The sequence below is a fragment of the Enterococcus olivae genome (assembly GCF_053760925.1).
In genome coordinates, this window is sequence record NZ_JBSMVT010000014.1 from 56,375 (window position 1) to 73,282 (window position 16,908).

A 16,908-nucleotide genomic window follows, 5' to 3' on the forward strand; every position below is an offset into this window, starting at 1 on the left:
AAACACTCTGTCTTCTTGCTCTAGGAAGAAACAGAGTGTTTCTTTTACTTGAAGCAAAGGACGTATCCTTTCAGAAAATTTTCGATGACTATAGTTGTTGAAACAAAGGAAAAAATGAAAAATACTCAGAATTCTCTAGTTTTAGTAGAAAAATCTGAAAATATTTGATAAAATGAAGGCGTTGGTTAAGCTTGACTTAACAAATAAAGTTTTAAACAAACTTAGGAGGAAATTATTATGCCATTAGTATCAGGAACTGAGATCTTTAAAGCAGCGCGCAAAGGTGGATACGCTGTAGGTGCATACAACACAAACAATTTAGAATGGACGCAAGCAATCCTTGAGGCTGCTCAAACTAAAAATGCGCCAGTATTGATCCAAACTTCTATGGGTGCTGCAAAATACATGGGCGGCTACAAACTAGTTGTTAACATGGTGAAAGATTTGATCGAATCTATGAACATCACTGTACCAGTTGTTTTACACTTAGACCACGGTGAATACGAAGATGCTTTAGAATGTATCGAAGCTGGCTACACTTCAGTTATGTTTGACGGTTCTCATCTACCATTTGAAGAAAACTTGCGTTTAGCTAAAGACGTTGTTGAAAAAGCTCACGCTAAAGGTGTTTCTGTAGAGTGTGAAGTTGGTTCAATCGGTGGAGAAGAAGATGGAATCATCGGTACTGGTGAACTAGCAGACATCGATGAATGTGTACAAATCGTTAATACAGGAATTGATTTCTTAGCATGTGGTATTGGTAACATCCACGGTGCATACCCAGAAAACTGGACTGGCTTAGCATTTGACCACTTACAAGCAATTGCTGACGCAGTTGGTGAAGATGTGCCATTAGTATTACATGGTGGTTCAGGTATTCCTCAAGAACAAATCGAAAAAGCAATCTCAATGGGTGTTTCTAAAATCAACGTAAACACTGAATTCCAAGTATCATTTGCTAAAGCAACTCGTGAATACATCGAAGCTGGCAAAGATTTGGAAGGAAAAGGTTTTGACCCTCGTAAATTATTGGCACCTGGTAAAGCTGCGATCATCAAAGATGCAATCGAACATATCGAATGGTTCGGTTCAGCTGACAAAGCTTAATTAAAAATTTTTAAAACTCTTGGAGCTACGGTTCCAAGAGTTTTTTTATGCCAATATTTCAAAAGAGGAGTAAGGTGGCAGTTGGTCTGGTTTTAAGACAACCTCAAGATAGTCTTTAGTCATGTATAATTTGTGTCGTTCAGTAAAAACGAACGCATTCTGGTCTGTATAAGGGCAAGGATGAAGCAGATATTGGAAAAGTTTTTGTCCAGTCGTCACCACTAAAAGAAATTCTGCCGTATAAGCGATTCCAAGTTTGTCTTTAGAAGTTGTATCGATGGATCGTGTCTCCAGTACTTGCGTATAAGTGAAGTGATGTCTGGTCAGTTCCTTTTGTAGATGTGTAAGAGCAGCAGCCGATGCTACGATCAAGGAACAGTAAATATCCCCGTTTTTTTCACAATATTTTCTTTGTTGCATGCGACCACCTCCGTTTTTATTTTATCAGATAGAAATTCTGATGTGAAACGTTTTTGAAGGTTTGGTTTATTTTACATCGAATGTCAGCTTTATCAGCTAAAAATGAAAGCATAAAATTTCCTTGTGCTGGCTCTTGCTGGCTTTTTTCTTTCCCTTTTGTATGGTAGAATGAAGGGTGATTCGTATATAAATTTGAAAAAACAACAGGTGAAAAATAAATGAAAAAAATAGTCATTCGCGGGAATCGTCCCTTGTCAGGTGAAGTAACGATCAGTGGTGCTAAAAACAGCGCCGTAGCGTTGATCCCTGCTGCCATTCTAGCAGATTCTCCAGTTATTCTAGAAGGTGTGCCAGATATTCAGGATGTTCATTCATTGATAGAGATCCTGGAGATCATGGGTGTAAAAACAAAATTTGAAAACAATCAGCTGGAGATCGACCCAACGGAAATCGTTTCGATCCCAATGCCTAGTGGGAAAATCAATAGTTTGCGTGCTTCGTATTATTTTATGGGTGCATTACTTGGCAAGTTTGGTGAAGGTGTCGTTGGTTTGCCTGGGGGCTGTCATTTGGGACCGCGTCCGATCAATTTGCATGTCAAGGGCTTTGAAGCCTTAGGTGCAACAGTGACAAATGAGCATGGTGCGATGTATCTGAGAACGTCTGAAGAAGGCATGAAGGGTGATCGTATCTTCTTGGATATGGTCTCGATCGGTGCTACGATCAACGTGATGTTGGCTGCCGTTAAAGCGAAAGGTCGAACGATCATTGAAAATGCTGCAAGAGAACCTGAAATCATTGATGTTGCGACCTTGTTGAACAATATGGGCGCAAGAATCCGTGGAGCCGGAACCAATGAAATCCGAATTGATGGTGTGACAGAGCTGCATGGTTGTCGTCATTCGATCATTCCTGACCGGATTGAAGCGGGAACCTACCTGGCTTTAGCCGCAGCTGTTGGAGAAGGAATCACTGTCAAAAATGTGATCTATGAGCATTTAGATAGCTTTATCTCCAAACTAGAGGAAATCGGTGTAGCGATGGATATCAGTGAAGACAGTATTCACGTGCATCCATCTAGAGATTTACGTCCTGCTACTGTAAAAACCTATCCATATCCAGGATTTGCGACCGACTTGCAGCAGCCGATTACACCGTTATTACTGAAAGCCAATGGTTTTTCCGAAGTGACAGACACGATCTATGCGCAACGTGTCAATCATATCCCAGAATTGGTTCGAATGGGAGCGAATGCTTCGATCGAAGGAAATATGATGCTGTTGGAAGGGCCTAGTGAATTGCGGGGAGCAGAAGTTGTAGCTTCGGATCTACGGGCAGGAGCGTGCTTAGTAATTGCAGGCTTGATGGCAGAAGGAACGACGAAAATCGGTAAAGTAGAGTATATCTTGCGAGGTTACGATCACATTATTGAGAAGTTGACAGCATTAGGCGCTGAAATCGAAATGATAGAGGAGTAAATATGAGCGACTATTTAACAATGGCAGAGTTGGATCACAAAACATTGAAAGAGATCTATACGTATGCGAAAGAATTTAAGATTCCTTATTATAGTCAAATGAATAAGAAAGAATTGTCACTTGCAGTCATTCGTGCCCAGGCAGAAAAGCAAGGCTTCTTTTACATGGAAGGGATCTTGGATATCGTGGGTCAGGACGGCTATGGCTTCTTGCGTCCCATCAACTACGGACCAAGTGCAGAAGACATTTACATTTCTACTTCTCAGATCCGTCGTTTTGGTTTGCGAAATGGAGATAAGGTCGCAGGAAAAGCGCGTCCACCAAAAGAGTCTGAGCGTTACTATGGCTTGATGCATGTAGAGAGTGTCAATGGCAAGGATCCTGAAGAAGCGAAAGAACGCCCACACTTTCCAGCGTTGACGCCTTTGTATCCAGAAAAGCACATTAAATTGGAAACAACCAAGGGCCGTTTATCGACCCGGATGATCGATTTGTTTTCTCCGGTAGGTTTTGGTCAACGGGGCTTGATCGTTGCTCCGCCAAAAGCAGGAAAAACCAGTATTTTAAAAGAAATTGCTAATGGGATCACCGAGAATTATCCTGATGTTGAACTGATCGTTCTTTTGATCGATGAACGCCCAGAGGAAGTAACGGACTTGGAACGCAGTGTCAAAGGTGATGTCGTTTCTTCCACCTTTGATTTACAGCCAAACAATCATACACGTGTGGCTGAATTAGTGTTGGATCGGGCGATGCGTCTGGTCGAGGATAAACGTGACGTTGTGATCTTAATGGATAGTATCACTCGTTTGGCACGGGCCTATAATCTAGTTGTTCCACCAAGTGGTCGTACTTTGAGCGGTGGGATCGATCCGGCAGCCTTATACAAGCCGAAGAAATTCTTTGGAGCCGCTCGTAATATTGAAGAAGGTGGTAGCTTGACGATTTTGGCTACAGCTTTAGTCGATACTGGCAGTCGGATGGATGATGTCATCTATGAAGAATTCAAAGGTACCGGGAATATGGAATTGCAATTGTCTCGTCATCTGGCGGATCGTCGTGTCTTCCCGGCCATCGATCTGAAAAAATCAAGTACACGCAAAGAAGAGATGCTGATGACTGCCGAGCAGTTGGAAGAGACTTGGCGTCTACGCAATCATATGACTGGCGATTCTTTGGAATACACCGAGCAGTTCATTCAGTTCCTAAAGAAAACCAAAAACAATCAAGAATTTATGGCAGCTTTTCAGGATGTCACCTTCAATGAAAAAAGACCGAAAAGAAATGTAAAAAGATAATTGCATCTGCTATTAAATCATGTTAAGATAATACCGTTGTAAAAAATCAACTCTGACTCAGCAAATGGATCAGGGCAAAGGAGAGAAAGCGAAAATGAGAGAAAACATTCATCCAGACTACCGTCCAGTTGTATTTATGGACTCAACTACAGGTTTCAAATTCTTGTCAGGTTCAACTAAATCTTCACAAGAAACAGTTGAATGGGAAGACGGAAACACTTATCCAGTGATCCGTGTCGAAGTAACTTCTGACTCACATCCATTCTATACTGGTCGTCAAAAATTCACTCAAGCAGATGGACGCGTGGACCGTTTCAACAAAAAATACGGTCTCAAAGACGAAAACGCTGCGGAATAATTTTGAACTTACTAAACGTTGGTGTCACAACGTTTATGAGAGCTTTTCCTGTTATGGGAGAGGCTCTTTTTTTGGTTTGAATGCCATATTGAATGCCATATTTAAAAATACACATTTTATTCACCCATGAAACTAGCAAATTTATCAGTTGTTTCTTCACGTTGACGATCAGTCACATGAGCATAGATATTCATGGTTGTTTTGATATCCGTGTGGCCCATTCACTCTTGTTAGATTGATTTTAAGTTAACGCACTCACTGTCTGTCAAGATAGGAAACGCGTTTGTTTGCAATTTATTGGGGGATACCAGTAGTTTCTTTTGCCCAATTCTCAGGAAATCCAAGAGGTTGCATAATTATATTGATATCTATAGAATTTAATTTTTTGTCTAAATGTTTTGCTCTCTTTAGTATAGTGTTATGGAGTAAAGCATATTGACTTTTTTCTAAAAATACTTGCATAGTAATGAGACTACTATACAAATCTTGTTTTGGTTGCCTTTTACTAATTTTTGCAGGCTTAAAAAGCATTAAGTCAGTTACATTAATTTTATTTAATGGATAGTTTATCAAATTAAGAAACTGAAGATATATCTAGCCTGGTGCTGATAAAATGAAGTTCGAGCATCTTGAATTCCCCCTTGTATTTGTTTTCGACGACTTAGTTCTAGGGGATTCAAGATGTTTTTTAAATACACAAAAATAGTGCTGGTAAATTTCTATCAACACTAGAAAGTATAGAACCATAATTATTAAGCATAACTCAAATACTTGATTTAATAGAGAGAGATTTCAGTAATTTTTGTAAGCTAGCTATTTTGATATTATATAAATCAGCAAAAATAATTATAAAATTGACTCAGATAGGAGATAATCTGGAATGAATAATATTGAAGATCTTGCAAAAAAAATACTAAAAGATATCTGTCCTGATTTTAAAGAATATAATTTCTTAAAGACAGATTTATACAAAGCTTCTTTATTTGGAGGTGCCAATCTCTATTTAAAAGTTGGCAAAGATGGACGAGTAGGCATGGTTACTGGAATAACAAATGAAAAAAAATATTCGTTGGAAAAATTCGAAAAAAATTTTGAAACGGTAAGTATGTCTAACAAAGAGACGGGTTGGACAGGCGAAACATTAATTAATCTGTTAATTTATTTAACTTCACTATCAGAATTTGAAAAAACCAATGATACAAATGAACTAGAGTCTCAATTTGTAGACATAGAAGGAAGAAAGATTGCTAGTTACGGATTTAGATATGAACGAAAACCAAAATTAAGAAAAGAAGCACTAAAAATACATGGGTATACCTGCGTGGCTTGTAACTTCAATTTTGAGGAAAAATATGGAAAACATGGAAAAAATTATATAGAAATCCATCACGTTAAACCTTTGAGCGAGAACGATAGTGAAAAAATGATTGATCCCAAAAAAGATTTAGTACCTGTTTGCGCAAATTGTCATCGAATGATTCATAGAGAAAAATATAATACTTTGAGTATCGATGCATTAAAAAAAATAATTTCTCAGTAATATTTAAAGTTAAAACTGAGATAAATCAAACTACTTTGAAAATGTGGCAGGATTAGCCATATGCAATAAAAATAAAATCCATACCGCACTAGAAAAATATGGGATATGGATTTTTAATGATGGGAATGTAGTGACGATATTGTTTCCGGAAGATTATTGATATAGACTGATTAGTTACTATATTATCTATCTTTGATATCTTACTATTACATCAGCAAATATTTGAAAGCGGTAGCAAAAAATCTGGTATAATTGATAAAAAGAAATGGAGGAGTAGATATGAGAACTCTATATGTAACAAATGAATGGGATGGATATGGAAAACAAAACTATTATTGGCATGAATATCGAATGGAAGGTGATTTAATAGTTAAGTACAAGTGTAATAGACAGAAGTTTTTTGATGGAAATGAAAATGAATGGGAAGAAAGTGAAAAGGAAGTCGAAAGTTGGAATATTGATGACTCAGATCTTCCTGACTGGTTAAGACAATATATATAAATCTAATTAATTAGTTACTGTACTAGTTGATAAATATGATTCCAATTATACTAAACTAGAAAGCCCCTAAAATCGATTTTGGGGGCTTTATTTAAATATAAAATTTTATAGCTTATAATTAAATGGAATTGGAGGAGTTTTATTATCAAAAAGGAAGAATTTCTTAAAGCAGGATCGCTATTCTTAATTAAGAATGATGTGGAAACACTAAAGTATTTAGGTCTTCATATGAAATCGCCCGCAAATTTAATGTTGCTTCCTTATATTTGTTTATGCTGCAATGAAGCGCTAAATTATCTAGAGTATAATTTTGAGCCTAATCAATTATCTCAATCGCCAATTAGTCATACGCAAGTCCGAAATAAGCTCAAACTATTCAGTGACCGTTATGGAAAATCTATAAAGCAAATTAAATTAGTAGATTCTCAACAGGATGAAGAATTCAAAGAAAAGTTGAGGTTCAAGTGGTTGCAATCTAGGAAGATGCATTATAATCTTGGAATTTATTGTAATGCTGAAAGACATATTGTGGGGAATACACAATATATTAGCTTCTTACTTCAAAACCCTTCTTTTACTATTAGGGAAGATAACAGCCAGAATATTTATGAATTCGCTGTTTTTCTAGGTTCAGCCCTCCAAATGATCTCTCAAGATTTAAATGCTTTTAAATCAGAGATTTTTATTCAAAAGAATGAAATTTCTATGGATTGGCTTTATAAAGATTATAATACTGATAAAAAATTCAATCGCTTTCCTCATATACACGACGGAAAGGAAGTTACACTTTTTTTATTACATCTTTTGTGACAATAAATTTTGTGAAGTATGAGCTTCCCCTATATATAGATAGTAAGAATTCTTGGTTTCTTCGAATCCAGTATGTTGCCGCTTACTATGTAAACGAGAGCTTGAATCGTTTAAGAAAAATAGAAATTCCCTATAAATCTACACTCATGGATGAAGTGAATGATAGAGCTTTATTTGATAGTAGTTTTCGCAGTTGTATGATTCATTATGATTTTTACAATAAGGGAATATGCGCAGTTAAAGATGAATATCTAGTGGAAAAGCCATTTTTTGGTCTAATCGAAAGTTGCTTTGAAGGTATATCAGGTGAGGATTATCAGGAATTATTAGACAATAAGATTTTTAGACTCTCCGAGGCTATTGAAAAAGTGTTAATCATATCTACACAGGGTTATCGTCCTTTCTCTTCCTAGTAGTAAAATGAGATAATTAAACTTTAAAAATTAGGAAAATAATGACTACTAAAATAGCAATTAATGGGTTTGGTCGTATTGGACGCTTAGCATTTCGCCGTATTAAAGAGTTGAGGGACTCAGAACTACAGGTTGTTGCAGTAAATGATTTAACAAATAATGAGGATTTAGCCTACTCTTTAAAATACGATACTGCATATGGGATTTTCCCTTATGATATCGAGGTAAGAGGCGATTCAATTCTGGTTGATGGCAAAGAAGTTAAAACATTCGAAGAAAAGGATGCCAAAAAACTACCATGGTCCGATTTGGACATTGATATCGTTTTGGAATGTACAGGCTTCTACACAACTAATGAAAAAGCACAGGCACACATAGACGCTGGAGCTAAAAAAGTAATTATTTCAGCACCAACTAAAGATGAAGAAACGAAAGTCGTTGTCTTTGGTGTCAACCAAGAAATTTTGAGTCCAAGTGACAAAATTATTTCCGCCGCTTCCTGTACGACGAATGGTTTAGCCTTAATGACAAAAATATTAGTGGACGAGTTTGGGATTCAACGAGGCCTGATGTCAGGATCGCGTGCCTATACAGCGACACAAAACATGCAAGATGCTCCCGGGGGACGTAAAAGTCGCGCAGGTGCTCAAAATGTTATTCCTGTTACGACTGGCGCTGCCAACGCATTAGGAAAAGTCATTCCAGAGGTTAAAGGGATCATTACGGGTACCACCACACGGGTTCCTGTCATTACTGCGGGCTTTGTAGAACTGTTCTCGGTGTTGGATAGAGAGGTAACCGTTGATCAGATTAACGAAGTGATGAAGGCAGCCGCGAATGATTCATATGGGTACACTGAGGATGAAATTGTTTCCTCCGATGTCGTGGGGGTTACACATGGATCCGTTTTTGATGCAACGTTAACAGAAGTATTAGATGCAAATGGGGGACAATTGGTTAAAACCGTTGCTTGGTACGATAACGAATATGGTTTTGTTTCTAATTTGGTGCGTTTAACAGAATATGTTTCTCGATTAAATAAATAATTAAAAAATATGCATAAGGAGAAGATAAATCATGAGTAATACAACTGGGCAATGGTTAGGATGGATTGGAATTCTTGTAGGGATAATCGCTTTCTTTTGGCAACCGGTATGGATGGGAGTAGCTGCAGTCGTTCTAGGAATTATCGGGCTATTTTCCCCACAGAAAGGACTCAACTGGACAGCGATTATTATTGGGGCAATTGCGTTAGTCCTGCCACTTTTATAATCAGAAAATGTAATAACAGCGATAATAGGCAAAGAAGACCTGTTATGATGAAAATTTTTAATAAACTAATTAGTGAAGGATAACTATGGGAATTTCAGAAAATCTATGGAGGGGAATTTATCAATGAATCAAGAACATTTTGATACTATAAAGAATAAAGACGGCTTTATCGCGGCACTTGATCAAAGCGGTGGTAGTACACCAAAAGCTCTGAATGCTTATGGGGTCAGTGAAGACCAGTATTCAAATGACGATGAAATGTTTGATCTTGTTCACAAAATGCGTACACGAATCATCACATCTCCATCTTTTACTCCGGATAAAATTATTGGCGCGATTTTATTTGAACATACGATGAATAATAGGATAGAAGGTCAGTATGCTGGAGATTATTTAAGCGATAAAGGAATTGTTCCGTTTATTAAAATAGATCAAGGACTTGCAGATGAAGAACATGGCGTACAATTAATGAAGCCAATTCCAGGACTTAATAATTTACTTAAACAAGCAAAAGAACAAAATATGTTTGGTACAAAAATGCGTTCAAACATTCTTTCATATAATGAAAAAGGCATCGATGATGCAGTCACCCAGCAGTTTCAAGTTGCTCAAGAAATAATTGATGCTGGCTTAGTTCCTATCGTTGAACCTGAAGTGAATATTCATTCTGAAGATAAAGAACAAATTGAGGAATATTTAAACCAATCCATTAAAAACCATTTAGATGCATTAGCTACTGATGATTATGTGATGTTGAAATTAACTATCCCAACGAAAGCTAATTTATATCAAGAATTAGCCGATCATTCACAAGTTTTACGTGTTGTTGCTTTATCAGGTGGTTATGAAACAGACGAAGCGAACGAAATACTTAGTCAAAATGACAATGTTATAGCAAGTTTTTCACGGGCGCTTACGCAGGACTTATCTGTTAATCAAAGTGATGCAGACTTTGATGCAAAACTAAAAGAAGCAGTGGATTCTATTTATGAAGCTTCTGTTGTAAAAAACTAAATCTTTGCAAAAAAACTTCCAATATTCATATACCAGAACTTACATTCGAGTTATAGTATAGACAGAGAGTAGCATATCATTCTCCTAGATTTTAAGATGGTACTCCCCAATGAGCTACTCATACAATTATAGTCCGATAAAGACGCAAAAAGGCAGGGCTCTCACCTTGCTTTTTTTTGTGTTTAAAGCTGAAATAGTTTGTAGATGAACAATTTGCGATGCTGTGACCCCTTGAGCCTGTTAGGCTCAAATTTGTAATCAAAATGAAATCGGGGGATAGAAAACCCGTACAGTGGGATGTCTATCCGCCGACATTCTGAAAAAGCTTATTTTCGGTGTTTTTTTAAAAGAGAAGTGTCCGACGAACCAATCCCTAATTAATGAACTAAAACACAATCCATATTTTCGTCAGGCGTGTCGCATCGAAACGAAAGTTAAAAAGTTATAAAAAATAATACATCACAAATTATTCATTTACATAAACTCTTGACAATAATTGTTTACTAGTGTAAACTCTATTTAATATTTACGTTTACTCATGTAAACAATAAGGAGGGAAAGAGAATGAGTACAATAGTAGTTAAACCTCATATCACAGATGCTGAATGGGAAGTTATGCGTGTAGTCTGGGCGAATGGTCGAGTGACTAGTAAAGAAGTCATCTCCATATTGAAAGAAAAAATGGACTGGAAACAAGCGACAACCAAAACGCTCTTAGGTCGACTCGTGGAAAAAGGCGCACTGAATACAGAGCAAGAAGGTAGAAAATATATTTATTCGGTAAATATCGAAAAGAAAGAAGCGGTAAGAAGTTTTACAAACGATATTTTCGATCGTATTTGTCGGAAGAATGTCGGGAATGTAATAGAGAGTATCATTAAGGATCATACTTTAAGTTTCGATGATATCCAACGGCTAGAAGAAATATTAGAGATGAAAAAAGCTTTCGCAGTAGAAGAAGTTGATTGTCAGTGTGCAGAAGGGCAATGCGATTGCCATTTACATCATCATGGAGAATAAGGAGCGAAAAAATTGGAGAATAAATCATTTGCCATAGAAGGTATGACCTGTGCGTCTTGTGCACAGACAGTAGAAAAAGCAGCAAAAAAGGTTCGTGGGGTCACACAGGCTTCCGTAAACCTAGCAACAGAGAAGTTAAGTATAGAGTACGATGAACCAACTTTTTCGGTAGAAAATCTACAAAAAGCAGTGGATAATTCAGGGTATGAACTGATTGCCCAAGAAGGAACGACGCAAACCTTTGCAATTGAAGGGATGACCTGTGCATCCTGTGCACAGACAATTGAAAAAGCTGTCGGAAAGTTGTCGGGCGTAGATAAAGCTTCAGTCAATTTAGCGACAGAAAAAATGCAAGTTTCTTATAACCCGTCAGCAATTTCAGTATCTGATGTGACTGGTGCTGTATCCAATAGTGGTTATGCAGCCGTATTAGAGACTACGGATACTCAAGATCATTCACGAGCAGAGAAGCGTGAGAAAAAAGAAAAAAGAATGAAGCAACTTTTAAATCGTTTTGGGATATCCATTATATTTACAATCCCTGTATTAATTATATCCATGGGTCATATGGTAGGTATGCCTCTACCAAATATCGTTGACCCAATGATAAATGCATTTAATTTTTCTCTTTTACAACTTATTCTGACTTTGCCGATAATGGTAGTAAGCTGGGAATATTTCCAGAAGGGATTTAAAAGTTTATTTAAAGGTCACCCAAATATGGATTCCCTGATTGCGCTTGGTACGGCGGCTGCATTTGTTTACAGCCTTGCTGCGACAATCGGGACAGGTCTGGGTTACGGCAACTTTTCCGATTTACTTTATTATGAAGTAACTGGAGTTATCTTGGCGCTCCATACATTAGGGCTATTTTTAGAAGAACGCTCAAAGGGGCAAATGTCCTCAGCTATTGAAAAATTAGTTAACTTGGCTCCTAAAACAGCTCGAGTAATACGTAATGGTGTGGAACAAGAGATTACTGTGGACGAAGTCGCTTTAGGAGATGTTATTCGAGTTCGTCCGGGAGAAAGTATGCCTGTAGATGGTGTTGTTGTTGAGGGACGCACTTCAGTCGATGAATCAATGCTGACAGGAGAAAGTATCCCCGTGGAAAAGGAAAGTGGAGACGAGGTTATTGGGGCTAGTATCAATAAAAATGGTTCCATTGATTACCGCGCGACTCGAGTGGGAAGTGATACAACTCTATCTCAAATCATAAAATTAGTAGAAGATGCTCAAGGGTCTAAAGCACCCATTGCTCGAATGGCCGATATCATTACCGGATATTTCGTACCGATTGTTATAGCATTAGCCGTTTTAGCAGGGATTGCTTGGTTAATTGCAGGTCAATCTGGTATATTTGCTTTATCCGTTATCATAACAACCCTTGTCATTGCTTGTCCATGTGCCTTAGGTTTGGCGACTCCAACAAGTATTATGGTTGGAACCGGAAAAGGGGCAGAACATGGTGTCTTGATAAAAAGTGGTGAGGCGTTAGAAACCACTCATAATTTAGACACGATTGTATTTGATAAAACAGGGACACTGACAGAAGGTAAACCTATCGTGACGGATATTTTGGTAACTCCTCTTATTACTAAAGAAAATCTTTTATATTATGCAGCTTCCGGTGAAACAGGTTCTGAACACCCATTAGGCGAAGCCATCGTACAGAAATCAAAAGAAGAGAACATGACATTAGCTAAACCAGATCATTTTGAAGCGATTCCTGGACACGGGATTCGAGTTGAAATTGAGGACAAAGATATGTACATTGGAAACCGTAAACTGATGCTAGAGCAAAAGATTGATTTATCAAGCATGGAAAAAGAATCCAATCGTTTAGCAGACGAAGGAAAAACACCGATGTATCTCTCTGTTGATGGAGAACTAGCTGGAATTATCGCAGTAGCTGACACACTCAAGGAAAATAGTATGAAGGCTGTTAAAGAACTTAGAAGACGCGGTGTTGAAGTAATCATGATTACTGGAGATAACAAACGTACAGCCAAAGCGATTGCTAAGCAAGTGGGTATAGACAGTGTATTAAGTGAAGTATTACCTGAAGATAAAGCAGAGGAAGTCAAAAAACTACAAGAGGCAGGTAAGAAGGTAGCGATGGTTGGAGACGGCATTAACGATGCACCCGCATTAGCTCAAGCAGATATCGGTATTGCAGTTGGGTCAGGTACGGACGTGGCGATAGAATCAGCTGATATTGTCCTAATGCGTAACGATTTAACGGCTGTATTGACTGCGATTGATTTAAGTCATACAACGCTACGAAACATTAAACAAAACTTGTTCTGGGCTTTTGCTTACAACCTTGTAGGTATTCCAGTTGCAATGGGTCTCTTGTATATTTTCGGCGGCCCGCTGATGAGCCCGATTTTTGCGGCAGTCGCAATGAGTTTCAGTTCGGTGTCGGTCTTGCTCAATGCTTTACGGTTAAGACGATTCAAACCTTCGCCTGTTAAGTGAAACAAATGTTAAAGGAGGACAAAGATGAGACCGGGGTTGATTATTGAAGGGATTGGTTGTGTTAAGTGCGCCGAAGCAATAGAAGAGGAGTTTATGGCCAAATCGACCGTTGAAGAAATATTTAGCGGAATACACAAAAAAATGATTTTCGTCCATATAAGTAAGAATGTCACGCGAAAAAGTTTCCTTTCTTCGCTGATGGACGTGCCTCTGTTGTTAAAGGGAATCATTGAAGCGGCTCACTGTCACTGTTGTAGAGAAATCCACTTTGACTTTCCGGCCGGTTAATTGTTTATTGGATTTATTTTTGACCTTCTTCGATTTGAAGAAGATAAAAAAATTAAAAGAAAAAGGAGAATGAATGATGAAAAAAGAAGTCTTATTAGATGGCGTAAAATGTGCAGGTTGTGCCAATACAGTGCAAGAAAAATTTTCAGCTATTGAAGGGGTTGAATCTGTAGAGGTTGATTTAGCGACTAAAAAAGCAGTACTTGAAAGTCAAACAGAGATTGATACCGAAACGCTCAATGCTGCGCTAGCCGATACGAAATATTCTTTAGTGGAATAGAAATGAACTATAATTAGTGCAAATGTCACACGTATATTCATAAGACGGACCTCACATTTTTATATCAAGAAGAAAAAGTGAGGTCTTTTTTAAAAATTTAGGAGGAGCGTATATGGGTAATAAACACAGCAATCATTCGTCGCATAAACATACCGCGGACAATAAAATGAAACATAGCAAGATGGACCATAGTACGATGGATCACAGCAAGATGGACCATAGTGCGATGGACCATAGTCAGATGGATCACAGCAAGATGGATCACAGTGAAATGGATCATGGCGCAATGGGAGGGCATGCCCACCACCATCACGGTAGCTTTAAGGAGATTTTCTTGAAGTCACTCCCATTAGGAATTGCAATCTTACTCATTACTCCTGTGATGGATATTCAGTTGCCTTTCCAAATTATCTTTCCTTATGCAGACGTTGTAGCAGCTGTATTGGCAACAATTCTATACATTTATGGCGGAAAACCATTCTACATGGGTGCGAAAGATGAGTTTAATTCAAAAGCTCCAGGCATGATGTCCTTGATTACTTTGGGAATAACGGTTTCTTATGCCTATAGTGTTTACGCAGTGGCCGCTCGATATGTGACCGGAGAACATGTCATGGACTTCTTCTTTGAGTTTACAACTTTACTTTTAATCATGTTATTAGGACACTGGATTGAAATGAAGGCATTGGGTGAAGCAGGAGATGCGCAAAAAGCTCTAGCAGAATTATTGCCAAAAGACGCTCATGTTGTTTTAGAAGATGATTCGATTGAAACGCGCCCTGTGTCTGAACTTCAGGTTGGAGATGTTATCCGTGTTCAAGCAGGAGAAAATATTCCAGCTGATGGTATCATTATTCGCGGAGAATCCCGTGTAAACGAGGCCCTCTTAACAGGTGAATCTAAGCCAATCGAAAAGAATGTTAAAGATCAAGTCATTGGTGGATCAACAAATGGTAGTGGTGTCCTATATGTAGAAGTAACAGAAACAGGGGATAAGTCCTTTATCTCACAAGTACAAACATTAATTAGCCAAGCACAAAGCCAACCATCTCGAGCAGAGAATGTGGCTCACAAAGTAGCTAGCTGGTTGTTCTCCATTGCCGTTGTAGTAGCTTTAATCGCTCTACTAGTCTGGATGATCATTGCGGACCTACCCACAGCCGTTATCTTTACTGTGACTACGTTAGTTATTGCCTGCCCACATGCTTTGGGTCTTGCTATTCCCTTGGTAGTATCACGTAGTACTAGTTTGGGTGCAAGCCGAGGATTACTGGTTAAAAATAGAGAAGCTTTGGAATTAACTACTAAAGCGGATGTTATGGTATTGGATAAAACAGGTACTTTAACAACTGGTGAATTTAAAGTGTTGGACGTCACTGTTTTGAGTGATAAATATTCTGAAGAAGAAATTACAGGCTTGTTGGCGGGTATAGAGGCGGGCTCCAGTCACCCGATTGCCCAATCGATTGTGAACCACGCTGAAGCGAAAGGCATTAAGTCAGTTTCCTTTGACTCCATTGAAATCGTTTCGGGAGCAGGAATAGAAGGGGAGGCGAACGGCCACCACTATCAATTAATCAGCCAAAAGGCATACGGAAAAGCATTGCGTATGGATACTCCGAAAGGCGCTACTTTAAGTATCCTTGTAGAAAACAATGAAGCAATCGGCGCTGTCGCATTGGGAGATGAACTGAAAGAAACCAGCAGAAACTTGATCGAGGTGCTGAAAAATTACGGAATTGAACCACTCATGGCTACTGGTGATAACGAGGAAGCTGCACAAGGAGTTGCAGAAATTCTAGGGATTCAATATAGAGCCAATCAATCTCCAGAAGATAAATATGATTTAGTAGAATCAATGAAAAATCAAGGTAAAACAGTCATCATGGTGGGAGACGGCGTTAATGACGCTCCGTCTCTAGCGATGGCAGATGTGGGTATAGCAATTGGTGCCGGCACACAAGTAGCTTTGGATTCTGCGGATGTTATCCTTACTCAGTCTGATCCAGGGGATATTGAATCCTTTATCGAGTTAGCAAACAAGACGACACGTAAAATGAAACAAAACTTGGTATGGGGAGCAGGCTACAATTTTATCGCGATTCCAATTGCTGCTGGCCTCCTTGCTCCTATCGGCATTACCTTGGGTCCGGCCTTCGGCGCCGTCCTCATGTCCTTATCGACCGTTATTGTTGCCATCAATGCTATGACATTGAAATTAGAGCCAAAATAAACAGTTATTTGGCACATGAAATAATTGAATGACCTTATCGTGTAAAAATACAATAGTTTCACAGGAAAGACTAACTATATAAAGTCAAGTGAAAATAAATAAAATCTTCTGATTGAAAAATAACGAATAAGTGCATCACAAATAAACCTCAGAAAGATTATTTTTTCACTACTGACGAATTTCATACGGTTCATTCTTTGTTAGAATGGCATGAATAATATAGCATAGCTTTCTTGAAACAGCACCAATCGCTGTAAGATGGTGTTTTCCTTCTGCTCGTTTCTTATCATAAAAGGCTTTGAAAACTGGATCACATCTGGACGCAATGAGTGCCGCTTGAAACAGTGCTTTTCTTAAGTAGGGAGAGCCACGTTTACTCATCACGTTGTGAGTGG

At 38.3% G+C, this 16,908-nt stretch carries 19 protein-coding genes; 16 read left to right on the forward strand and 3 right to left on the reverse strand.

What is annotated here, in order from left to right; genetic code table 11:
• The first annotated feature begins 237 nt into the window (after positions 1-237).
• Complete coding sequence (locus ACWODM_RS10055) at positions 238-1,107, forward strand: class II fructose-bisphosphate aldolase (protein WP_455321251.1); 870 nt, start codon at positions 238-240, stop codon at positions 1,105-1,107.
• A 45-nt stretch (positions 1,108-1,152) separates the two neighbouring features.
• Here ACWODM_RS10055 and ACWODM_RS10060 read toward each other — a convergent pair whose 3' ends face one another.
• Entirely contained in the window at positions 1,153-1,527 is a 375-nt protein-coding gene (locus ACWODM_RS10060) for a hypothetical protein (protein WP_455321252.1), read from the reverse strand.
• A 218-nt stretch (positions 1,528-1,745) separates the two neighbouring features.
• On the opposite strand from ACWODM_RS10060, the gene ACWODM_RS10065 reads away from it, so the two are divergent.
• From ACWODM_RS10065 to ACWODM_RS10075, 3 genes are all read left to right on the forward strand, one after another.
• Positions 1,746-3,005, forward strand: a complete 1,260-nt coding sequence (locus tag ACWODM_RS10065) for a UDP-N-acetylglucosamine 1-carboxyvinyltransferase (protein ID WP_455321253.1) — start codon at positions 1,746-1,748, stop codon at positions 3,003-3,005.
• A gap of 2 nt (positions 3,006-3,007) precedes the next feature.
• Complete coding sequence (gene rho, locus ACWODM_RS10070) at positions 3,008-4,303, forward strand: transcription termination factor Rho (RefSeq protein ID WP_455321254.1); 1,296 nt, start codon at positions 3,008-3,010, stop codon at positions 4,301-4,303.
• Positions 4,304-4,397: 94 nt separating this feature from the next.
• Positions 4,398-4,661 carry a type B 50S ribosomal protein L31 gene (locus tag ACWODM_RS10075; protein ID WP_455321255.1) on the forward strand — a complete coding sequence of 88 codons (264 nt, stop codon included), beginning with the start codon at positions 4,398-4,400 and terminating at the stop codon, positions 4,659-4,661.
• A gap of 294 nt (positions 4,662-4,955) precedes the next feature.
• On the opposite strand, the gene ACWODM_RS10080 is transcribed toward ACWODM_RS10075, so the two are convergent.
• On the reverse strand, positions 4,956-5,123 hold the full coding sequence (locus ACWODM_RS10080; protein WP_455321256.1) for a hypothetical protein: 168 nt from the start codon (positions 5,121-5,123) through the stop codon (positions 4,956-4,958).
• Between the two features lie 418 nt (positions 5,124-5,541).
• On the opposite strand from ACWODM_RS10080, the gene ACWODM_RS10085 reads away from it, so the two are divergent.
• The 12 genes from ACWODM_RS10085 to ACWODM_RS10140 all read left to right on the forward strand — a co-directional run bounded on the left by ACWODM_RS10085 (position 5,542) and on the right by ACWODM_RS10140 (position 16,513).
• A complete protein-coding gene (locus ACWODM_RS10085) occupies positions 5,542-6,201 on the forward strand; it encodes an HNH endonuclease (protein ID WP_455321257.1) in 660 nt (219 codons plus the stop codon).
• A 279-nt stretch (positions 6,202-6,480) separates the two neighbouring features.
• On the forward strand, positions 6,481-6,702 hold the full coding sequence (locus ACWODM_RS10090; RefSeq protein WP_455321258.1) for a hypothetical protein: 222 nt from the start codon (positions 6,481-6,483) through the stop codon (positions 6,700-6,702).
• Between the two features lie 198 nt (positions 6,703-6,900).
• Positions 6,901-7,512, forward strand: a complete 612-nt coding sequence (locus tag ACWODM_RS10095; RefSeq protein WP_455321259.1) for a hypothetical protein — start codon at positions 6,901-6,903, stop codon at positions 7,510-7,512.
• A 101-nt stretch (positions 7,513-7,613) separates the two neighbouring features.
• On the forward strand, positions 7,614-7,925 hold the full coding sequence (locus ACWODM_RS10100; RefSeq protein WP_455321260.1) for a hypothetical protein: 312 nt from the start codon (positions 7,614-7,616) through the stop codon (positions 7,923-7,925).
• A gap of 41 nt (positions 7,926-7,966) precedes the next feature.
• Entirely contained in the window at positions 7,967-8,971 is a 1,005-nt protein-coding gene (gene gap, locus ACWODM_RS10105) for a type I glyceraldehyde-3-phosphate dehydrogenase (protein WP_407153420.1), read from the forward strand.
• Positions 8,972-9,002: 31 nt separating this feature from the next.
• Positions 9,003-9,197, forward strand: coding sequence for a DUF308 domain-containing protein (locus ACWODM_RS10110; protein ID WP_072695715.1), 195 nt, complete (start codon positions 9,003-9,005; stop codon positions 9,195-9,197).
• Positions 9,198-9,320: 123 nt separating this feature from the next.
• On the forward strand, positions 9,321-10,211 hold the full coding sequence (locus ACWODM_RS10115; RefSeq protein WP_270094923.1) for a fructose bisphosphate aldolase: 891 nt from the start codon (positions 9,321-9,323) through the stop codon (positions 10,209-10,211).
• A 564-nt stretch (positions 10,212-10,775) separates the two neighbouring features.
• Complete coding sequence (locus ACWODM_RS10120; RefSeq protein WP_455321261.1) at positions 10,776-11,231, forward strand: CopY/TcrY family copper transport repressor; 456 nt, start codon at positions 10,776-10,778, stop codon at positions 11,229-11,231.
• 12 nt (positions 11,232-11,243) lie between these two features.
• A complete protein-coding gene (locus ACWODM_RS10125; RefSeq protein WP_455321262.1) occupies positions 11,244-13,712 on the forward strand; it encodes a heavy metal translocating P-type ATPase in 2,469 nt (822 codons plus the stop codon).
• A gap of 24 nt (positions 13,713-13,736) precedes the next feature.
• Positions 13,737-14,000, forward strand: coding sequence for a hypothetical protein (locus tag ACWODM_RS10130; protein WP_091482189.1), 264 nt, complete (start codon positions 13,737-13,739; stop codon positions 13,998-14,000).
• Between the two features lie 76 nt (positions 14,001-14,076).
• Positions 14,077-14,280, forward strand: coding sequence for a copper chaperone TcrZ (gene tcrZ, locus ACWODM_RS10135; RefSeq protein WP_455321263.1), 204 nt, complete (start codon positions 14,077-14,079; stop codon positions 14,278-14,280).
• Positions 14,281-14,392: 112 nt separating this feature from the next.
• Entirely contained in the window at positions 14,393-16,513 is a 2,121-nt protein-coding gene (locus ACWODM_RS10140) for a heavy metal translocating P-type ATPase (RefSeq protein WP_455321264.1), read from the forward strand.
• A gap of 168 nt (positions 16,514-16,681) precedes the next feature.
• Here ACWODM_RS10140 and ACWODM_RS10145 read toward each other — a convergent pair.
• Positions 16,682-16,908 (reverse strand): transposase (locus ACWODM_RS10145; RefSeq protein ID WP_455321265.1); only part of this gene is annotated, 227 nt, incomplete at its 5' end.

What these genes read in the sequence shown, in the direction of transcription:
- ACWODM_RS10055 (WP_455321251.1), top strand. Translation starts at nt 238, where the DNA reads ATGCCATTAGTATCAGGAACTGAGATCTTTAAAGCAGCGCGCAAAGGT.
- ACWODM_RS10060 (WP_455321252.1), bottom strand. Translation starts at nt 1,527, where the DNA reads ATGCAACAAAGAAAATATTGTGAAAAAAACGGGGATATTTACTGTTCC.
- ACWODM_RS10065 (WP_455321253.1), top strand. Translation starts at nt 1,746, where the DNA reads ATGAAAAAAATAGTCATTCGCGGGAATCGTCCCTTGTCAGGTGAAGTA.
- rho (WP_455321254.1), top strand. Translation starts at nt 3,008, where the DNA reads ATGAGCGACTATTTAACAATGGCAGAGTTGGATCACAAAACATTGAAA.
- ACWODM_RS10075 (WP_455321255.1), top strand. Translation starts at nt 4,398, where the DNA reads ATGAGAGAAAACATTCATCCAGACTACCGTCCAGTTGTATTTATGGAC.
- ACWODM_RS10080 (WP_455321256.1), bottom strand. Translation starts at nt 5,123, where the DNA reads ATGCAAGTATTTTTAGAAAAAAGTCAATATGCTTTACTCCATAACACT.
- ACWODM_RS10085 (WP_455321257.1), top strand. Translation starts at nt 5,542, where the DNA reads ATGAATAATATTGAAGATCTTGCAAAAAAAATACTAAAAGATATCTGT.
- ACWODM_RS10090 (WP_455321258.1), top strand. Translation starts at nt 6,481, where the DNA reads ATGAGAACTCTATATGTAACAAATGAATGGGATGGATATGGAAAACAA.
- gap (WP_407153420.1), top strand. Translation starts at nt 7,967, where the DNA reads ATGACTACTAAAATAGCAATTAATGGGTTTGGTCGTATTGGACGCTTA.
- ACWODM_RS10110 (WP_072695715.1), top strand. Translation starts at nt 9,003, where the DNA reads ATGAGTAATACAACTGGGCAATGGTTAGGATGGATTGGAATTCTTGTA.
- ACWODM_RS10115 (WP_270094923.1), top strand. Translation starts at nt 9,321, where the DNA reads ATGAATCAAGAACATTTTGATACTATAAAGAATAAAGACGGCTTTATC.
- ACWODM_RS10120 (WP_455321261.1), top strand. Translation starts at nt 10,776, where the DNA reads ATGAGTACAATAGTAGTTAAACCTCATATCACAGATGCTGAATGGGAA.
- ACWODM_RS10130 (WP_091482189.1), top strand. Translation starts at nt 13,737, where the DNA reads ATGAGACCGGGGTTGATTATTGAAGGGATTGGTTGTGTTAAGTGCGCC.
- tcrZ (WP_455321263.1), top strand. Translation starts at nt 14,077, where the DNA reads ATGAAAAAAGAAGTCTTATTAGATGGCGTAAAATGTGCAGGTTGTGCC.
- ACWODM_RS10140 (WP_455321264.1), top strand. Translation starts at nt 14,393, where the DNA reads ATGGGTAATAAACACAGCAATCATTCGTCGCATAAACATACCGCGGAC.